Source organism: Microbacterium sp. CPCC 204701, from assembly GCF_004010105.1.
Classification (GTDB): Bacteria; Actinomycetota; Actinomycetes; order Actinomycetales; family Microbacteriaceae; genus Microbacterium.
The window spans coordinates 1-2048 of record NZ_RRYE01000467.1 but is presented as its reverse complement, the minus strand read 5'-3'; the positions used below and the strand labels follow the sequence as shown (position 1 = coordinate 2048).

Below are 2048 nucleotides of genomic sequence, written 5' to 3'. Positions count from 1 at the left end.
CGCCCCCCGCGTCTGCGGCGCGCCGCTGCCGGAGCATTCGTCGTCCTGCTCGCCGCCGGCGCGCTCGCGGCCTGCACCGGCACGCCCGCCCCCGACGGGGGCTCGCAGCGTGACGACACGATCGCCCTGCTGCTGCCCGATGCCAACACGGCCCGCTACGAGACGTTCGACCGGCCGCTGTTCGAGGCGCGCGTCGCCGAGCTCGGCGACTACGAGGTGCTTTACGCCAACGCCGACCAAGACGCCGCGAAGCAGCAGCAGCAGGCCGAGTCCGCGCTCGCAGCCGGGGCCGGCGTGCTCGTGATCTCGGCCGTCGACGCGAACGCGGCGGTCAGCATCGTCACCGCCGCGAACGCGAAGCGGGTGCCGGTGATCTCGTACGACCGCCTCATCGCCGGCGGCGACCTCGCCTACTATGTGTCGTTCGACAACGAGGAGGTGGGCGTGCTGCAGGCCACCGCGTTCGTGGACGCCCTGCGCGACGCCGACGAGGGCAGCGGCGGCATCCTCATGGTGAACGGCTCGCCGACCGACAGCAACGCGGCGCTGTTCAAGGCGGGCGCGCACCGCGTGATCGACGAGAGCGGGCTGCGGCTGCTCGCCGAGTACGACACGCCGGGCTGGAACCCCGAGAAGGCGCAGGAGTGGGTGGCCGGCCAGATCCTGCAGCACGGGGACTCGGTCGCGGGCGTGTACGCCGCGAACGATGCCACGGCGGGCGGTGCCATCGCGGCGCTGCGGGCGGCGAACGTCGAGCCGCTTCCGATCGTGACCGGGCAGGATGCCGAGCTCTCGGCGATCCAGCGGCTCCTCACGGACGACCAGCACATGACCGTGTACAAAGCGATCGAACCGCAGGCCGAGCTCGCCGCCGACGTGGCCGTGGCGCTGCTGCGCGGCGAGGAGGTGACCGCTCCGTTGGAGATCGAGGGCACCCCGGCGACGCTGCTGGAGCCGATCGCGGTGACGATCGACAACATCATGGAGACGGTCGTCGCCGACGGCTTCTGGTCGGTCGAAGACATCTGCACGCCCGCCTACGCCGATGCGTGCGCAGCCGCCGGCATCGGGTAGGGTCCTGACCCTGGTGGACGGCACCGCAGGGCGCACGAGGGCGGACGAGTGCGCACGAGCGACGACGAGGACGAGGCGAGCATGTCGATGACGCACCCGCGGGCGGGCAGACCGCGCGAGCGGGTCCTGATGATGCGCGGGATCGGCAAGCGGTTCGGCGCCGTGCGCGCGCTCACCGACGTCGACTTCTGGGTGCACGAGGGCGAGGTCGTCGCGCTCGTCGGCGACAACGGCGCCGGCAAGTCGACGCTCGTGAAGGTGCTCGCCGGAGTGCACCCGCCGGATGCCGGGACCATCGAGTTCGACGGCGAGCCGGTGCGCATCGATTCCCCTGCCGACGCGCAGGAGCTCGGAATCGAGACGATCTTCCAGGACCTCGCGCTGTGCGACAACCTCGATGTCGTCGCGAACCTGTGGCTCGGGCGCGAACTGCGCGACGGCGCCACCCTCGACGAGGTCGACATGGAGCAGCGCACCTGGACGCTGCTGCGCGAGCTGTCGGCGAAGATCCCGTCGGTGCGGGTCCCCGTGGCCTCGCTCTCGGGCGGTCAGCGGCAGACCGTCGCGATCGCGCGCTCGCTGATCGGCGATCCGCGCATCGTGATCCTCGACGAGCCCACCGCGGCGCTCGGGGTGGCGCAGACCGCCGAGGTGCTGAACCTCATCGAACGGCTGCGCGAGCGCGGGCACGGCGTCATCCTCATCAGCCACAACATGGCTGACGTGATGGCCGTGGCCGACCGTGCGGTGGTGCTGCGGCTGGGCCGCAACAACGGCGAGTACAACATCGCCGACATCACCAGCGAGACCCTGATCGCGGCGATCACGGGCGCCGTCGACCACGCGGCGCTGCGGCGTCCGGAGCCGGCGGCGACGGACGAGCCGCCCGCACACGACGATGCCGGCAACGGACCCGGCGCCGAGGAGCCCGGCGGGACGGTGATCCGGATGCCGCGCACCAGGTCGCGGCGGCG

The 2048-nt window shown here is 72.1% G+C and carries 2 protein-coding genes; both read left to right on the top strand.

Features of this window, described 5'->3' with window-relative positions; all coding sequences use genetic code 11:
• Nucleotides 1–12 precede the first annotated feature (12 nt).
• Nucleotides 13–1074, top strand: a complete 1062-nt coding sequence (locus tag EIO58_RS16860; RefSeq protein WP_127820437.1) for a sugar ABC transporter substrate-binding protein — start codon at nt 13–15, stop codon at nt 1072–1074.
• Between the two features lie 81 nt (nt 1075–1155).
• On the top strand, nt 1156–2048 hold an 893-nt coding region (locus EIO58_RS16855), incomplete at its 3' end, for an ATP-binding cassette domain-containing protein (protein WP_164861820.1).